Here is a 5,152-nt window from a genome sequence, read left to right on the forward strand (position 1 = left end):
TAGCCGAGCGCCAGCCCGAGGGCGATCTCCTCCGCCGACGTGCGCGCGCCCCGGTACAGGGCACGGACCAGCAAGACGCCCGGCAAGGCGATGGCCAGTACGACATGGGCGCAGAACAGGAGCATGTCTCGGCCGGAGACGCCGTAGAGGGCCAGCACCGCCGCCGTGCCGGCGGTCATCGACATCGCGGGCAGCCACCTTGCGAGACGTTTCGCCTTCCGAGGCAGGGCGGCGGTCCCTCGCGGGGAGGGAGATCCGCCGGGTTCATCGTCCCCGATGATCGCGAGCGAGCCCGGGGTGGGAGATGAGGAGGACGGAGTTTCGGCCATACGGGCAAGCCTGGTGAGGCCGACGACCGAGGCCGGCCCCGCCGCTCGCGTTCCGCGATGTTTTTCCTAGCTTTTTATATGTTTTTCATAATTGATTGGAAGGATGTGCCGCCGGATGGGCGTGGTGGCTGTTCTCTGTCCGTTTTCCGCTCCAGGATTCCCAGGCCTGGCCCGGTGACGCCGATGAACTTTCCCTGGTACGCGAAGACCCGGTAGGCGGCCTGGGTCTCCGCGTACTCTTGGAAGACCATGTTGTCCTGGATGTCGTCCATCACAAGAATGTGGTTCCCGCTCAGATGCGGCTGCGACCGCAGCAGGAAGAACTCCCTTCCCTGGCGGGTCTTGTCCGAGTCGTAGTGGACCAGGTCCACCTCTCTACCGGGAAGCAGGATCTTCTCGAGGTTGTGGCGGTCGCCTTTGGTGTGGAGTGTCCAGGGCCCCTTCAGCTCCTCGGGGATCACGTATCCGATGTACCGCTCGGGTTCCGGGAGGCGGAAGAACGGGAAGTCGCTCGAGAAGAGGTGACCGGTCCCGTTCATACGTATCGCCGCGAGGATGGCGGACGTGGACCACCCGGCGGCGACTCCCGTCTCCAGCACGGTATCCGGGCGCAGGATCCTGGTGAGGAAGTGGAGCAGCTCGACACCGCCGGGCCCGCCCAGGTCGACACCGGCCGAGGCGAGTGCCTCGACCCGGGGGCGGGCCGATTCGGCGAGGGTCCGGGCGAAGTCCGCGCCTTCCTGCCACAGGGCGGCGTCGATACGGCCACCCCAGGTGCCGAGGTCCTCCGCCTGCCCGGCCGCCCACGTGTGCGCGGCCCTTCTCTCCCGGTCGTGCCCCGAACTCACCCGTGTCCAGATCTTGCGGGACATGATCGGGAGATAACCTGGTCGCGCGGCGTTGCGGATGATGGTGGAAACAGTGGTGAGTGGCATTGCACGCAGCCTTTTCTTCTGATCCGGCATTCTGTTACGCATGCGATGGAGATGTCTGTGAAAAGCTCCGTCATCGGGAATCGGATATGACGCCGTTCTTTCGCCGGAGCGCGAGGCCCGCGGCTGCCGGCCCTTCCGCGGGCCGTGGGGCCGACCGGGCGAGGGCCGGGCTGATGTCGAACAACACGTCGACCCAGTAATTGGTGGCCTGGTAGTTGTTGGTCGGGAAGACGCTGCCCGCGCTGTAGGCGTACGTGCCGTTGCCGCCCTCCGCGCCGTTCGCGAGGGCGATGAGCGGACCGCGCTTGTACTGCGTGTTGAAATAGAGCCTCGAGACGGAGTAGTAGCCCGACGTGGTGTGATAAGAGGCCACATATGTGGTGTTGGCCTGGATGGAGATGGGCGTCTCGAAGCGCACCTCCTGCCACCCGGACGCGGTCTCGCCGGTGAACGTCGCGCTCGAGAGCAACTGGCCGGTGATCGTCCACAGGCTGCCGACATGGGTCCCGGTGTTCTGGGGGCCCTTGTAGAACCTGATCCCCTTCACGACCCCCGGCGTGGTGCTCCGGAACTTCACCCCGACCGAGGTCGCCTTGGGGTCGTTCTGGGTCGGGAGCGCCGGCACCGTCGTGTCGTCCCAGAGGGTGAAGTACGGGGTGAACACCACGTCGACCCAGTAGTTCGTGGCCTGGTAGGTGGAGGTGGGGAAGGCGCTCGCGGTGGTGTATTTGTACACGCCGTTGCCGCCCGCCACGCCGGTCTCGGGCGCGACGATCAGGCCGTTGGAGTACTGCTGGGTGAAGTACGGCCGCGTCACCGAGTAGTACCCCGAGGTCGTGTGGTAGGAGGCGACGTAGGTGGTGTGGGCGCTCACCTGGACGGGCGTGGAGAAGGTCACCTGCTGCCAGCCGCTCGCCGTCTCGTTGGTGAACGTCGCCCGCGCCAGCAACTGTCCCGTGGAGCTCCACAGGTTGCCGACGTGCGTCCCCGTGTTGAGCGCTCCCTTGTAGAACCTGACGCCCGAGACGACGCCCGCGGTCGTGGTCTGGAACTTCACGCCGACCTCGGTCCGGTGGGTGTCGTTGTGGGAGGCGACGGCGGGCACGGTGGTCGCCGGCCAGATCGTGCAGGGGCACCCTTCGGTGATGGTGACGGGGAGCGTGGCCGACACGTTCTGGAGGTTGCCGATGTCGTCGACCGCCCGGGCTCTTATGGTCACCGGGCCGGCTGTCTCGGGCGTCCATTTGTACTGCCACTCGGTGCGGCCGGTCGCCTGGAACCACCTGTTGCCGTCGAACGAGACCTCGACGCCCGCCACGACGCCGCCTCCGGTGTCGGCCGCGGTGCCGCGGACCGTGATGGTGCTACCGGCAGGGGCGTGCGCGCCCGCCGACGGGTCGGTGATCGCCGACGTCGGAGGGGCGGTGTCGGTCGACGCGGTCGCCGGGACCAGCCCCGGCTGGAGGCTCGCCGGTTGCGTCAGCATGTCGGCGAGGAGGTTGACCGTCGCCTGCTGCATGCGGATGTCCGTGGGCGTGCCCGGCCGGTCGTGGCTGGCGTCGAGCCCCCACGACCACTGCGTGGTTCCCGCGCCGAAGACGAGGGCGCCGCCCGAGTGCCGGTAGAGCGCGAGGTTGTGCGTCGCGATCCCGGCGCCGTAGGTGTTGCCGAAGTCGAGCAGGTATTTGGACAGGTTGGTCAGCGTCGTGCTGGAAAGCTTCACCGGCCCCGGCGGGGCGAACCCGTTGTCGGGTGCCACGTCCCATTCGTACCCGAGTGTTCCGGCAGGGAAGACCGCCGTCTGGCCGGGCTGCAGGTTCGCCACGGATGTGTTGCGCCACAGCCGCATCTGGCTGTACGCGGCGGGAACGGTTATCGCGTCGTTGACGATGCCGTTGATGACGAACAAGGTCCCGGTCACGGCGTTCTCCGGCCTGCCGCCGTCCGACGGCGGAGAGAAACGCGGGTCGCGCCAGGTTCCGGTCCACAGCGGGCTGGGATCGATCTTGGCGTTGGCCAGCGTTTCCTTGTAGCAGACAAGCGTGCGGAAGGGGGTGTTCGTCCCGTCGACGCTGTTCTCCCACCGGGTCTTCCAGAAGATCTCGTTCCCGGAGAAGAAGGCGAGGCTGACGCCGTTGTCCCGGGCGTTGTCGGCGTTCCCTCTCATGTCGTCGGACCAGTACTCGTCGTGCCCGACGGACATGAAGACCTCGTGTTCGAGCAGTTCCTGTCCGCGGCTCGCGGTGTCGACGTTGCTGGTGTAGCTGACGTCGTAGCCGTTGGCCTCGAGCCATCTGATCATGGGGTACTCGGAGTTGAAGAACCACGACGGCTGGCTGTGCACCCGCGTGGTGAACGGGCGGTTGTAACTGATCCTGAAGGCGCGTCCGGCCGGACTGCCGGAGTAGAGGCTGTTGCCGCCGTACCGGTTGTACGCCTGCCAGGTCGCGTCGGAGGTCTGGACCAGGATCTCCGACCCGCGCTGGTCGTCGCGGACGACGAAGACGATGTGGCTGTCGCCGACCGGTCCGTCCTCCCGGACCAGCTTCCCGAGGTAGACCCCCGAGACGGCGCCGGCCGGCACCGCCCAGGAGGCCGACTCCGCCCAGTTCCCGCAGTCGACCAGGCCGGTCGCCGCGTCGCTCAGGCAGGCAGGTTGCGGCTGGGGCAACGGGACGGACGGGTTGACCGTCGCCATCTTCCGCGCGCCCATGCCGCCGTAGTATCCGATGCGATAGATGTCGATCCGGTAGTCGCTCGCGGGGGTGATCACCTTGAACCGTACGGTCTCCCCCTTGTCGACGCTCATCTGAGTCGCGTAACCCTGGATGTTCCCCGCGCCCACTCCGCTGACGTCCCATTCGCTGGGAGGGTTTCCCGGCAGGCTGTTCTCCAGGCAGATGATCGAGGTCGGGGGGCAGGCGGCTTGGTGCCTCCGCGCCGTCCTGCCACGGCCGGTGGTCCCGGCCCGGATCGCGCGCGCCTCCTCGCGCATCCCGTCCGCGACCGAGACGGCGAGATCGGAGGTGACCGGCGGTGTGCCGGCGCGCCGGGCCGGGCCGGGCACGGCCGCGCCGGCACGCGGGTCGTCCCGCCCGGAGTCCGCCAGGACGTCGGAGACGGGCCGCCCTCCGGCGGAGGCGTGGACGGAGGGGGAGGTGAGTAACCCGATCAGAACGCCGGCGCCGATGGCCGCGGGGATGGTCCGAAGCCTCCGCCGCGGCCTCCGAGTGGTCTTCTCACCGTTCGACATTCATCAACTCCGATCGCGATCCCACAGCCAAGCCGCCGTCTGGCCAGGCCTGGAAGCAGGCGAAACATAGCAACAACGGGGTCCTGTCACGTATCACCTGGAAAAGCGGAGAGTTCCTGGAAAGACGGACGCGGGCTGCTATTCCTCACCAAAAGGTTGTTTCATAACAAGAATCGCGTCCGGCGCACAAAGGTCCGGGGAACGTGAGCCACCGTCCTTGGCTCGCACAAGGGATCGGCAAGAATCGACGGGGACGCGGTGCCCCGAGCCCTCCGGCGGGTTCCAGCCGACAGGCTTGCGCTCATGAGCATGACGTCGCCCGTGCGGGGAACCACGCCGAACCCGCCCGCGCCTGAGGGAGCCGTTCGATCGGACGGACCCACGAGCGGCGGAGACCTCGGTCTGAGCCGGGGAATGCGGGGTCTGTCGCCGTCGAGGTGGCTGCCCGCGGCTTCCGCGGGGGTTTTCACGATCGCCGTGCTGGGTTTTCACGGTGTTTCGGGTTCGGACATGGCGCTGTTCGGGGTTTACGTCGCGCTCGGTGTCACCCTTCCCGGGCTGCTGCTGCTCCGCTCCCTGTACCGGGGCGCGTGCACGACGGCGGAGGAGATCGCGCTCGCGACCGCGCTGGGCCT

At 67.6% G+C, this 5,152-nt stretch carries 3 protein-coding genes; all 3 read right to left on the reverse strand.

The features are described from left to right. Positions 1-185: hypothetical protein (locus tag ACTOQ3_RS43255; RefSeq protein WP_440089873.1), on the reverse strand; the 185-nt coding region annotated here is incomplete at its 3' end. A 218-nt stretch (positions 186-403) separates the two neighbouring features. Further along, positions 404-1,201 (reverse strand): class I SAM-dependent methyltransferase, encoded by a 798-nt coding sequence (locus ACTOQ3_RS43260; RefSeq protein ID WP_440089874.1) that lies wholly within the window; start codon positions 1,199-1,201, stop codon positions 404-406. Between the two features lie 133 nt (positions 1,202-1,334). Next, on the reverse strand, positions 1,335-4,517 hold the full coding sequence (locus ACTOQ3_RS43265; RefSeq protein WP_440089875.1) for a DUF4082 domain-containing protein: 3,183 nt from the start codon (positions 4,515-4,517) through the stop codon (positions 1,335-1,337). Positions 4,518-5,152 lie beyond the last annotated feature (635 nt).

The organism is Streptosporangium sp. LJ11, from assembly GCF_051918945.1.
Lineage (GTDB): Bacteria > Actinomycetota > Actinomycetes > Streptosporangiales > Streptosporangiaceae > Streptosporangium.

What these genes read in the sequence shown, in the direction of transcription:
- ACTOQ3_RS43265 (WP_440089875.1), bottom strand. Translation starts at nt 4,517, where the DNA reads ATGTCGAACGGTGAGAAGACCACTCGGAGGCCGCGGCGGAGGCTTCGG.
- ACTOQ3_RS43260 (WP_440089874.1), bottom strand. Translation starts at nt 1,201, where the DNA reads ATGTCCCGCAAGATCTGGACACGGGTGAGTTCGGGGCACGACCGGGAG.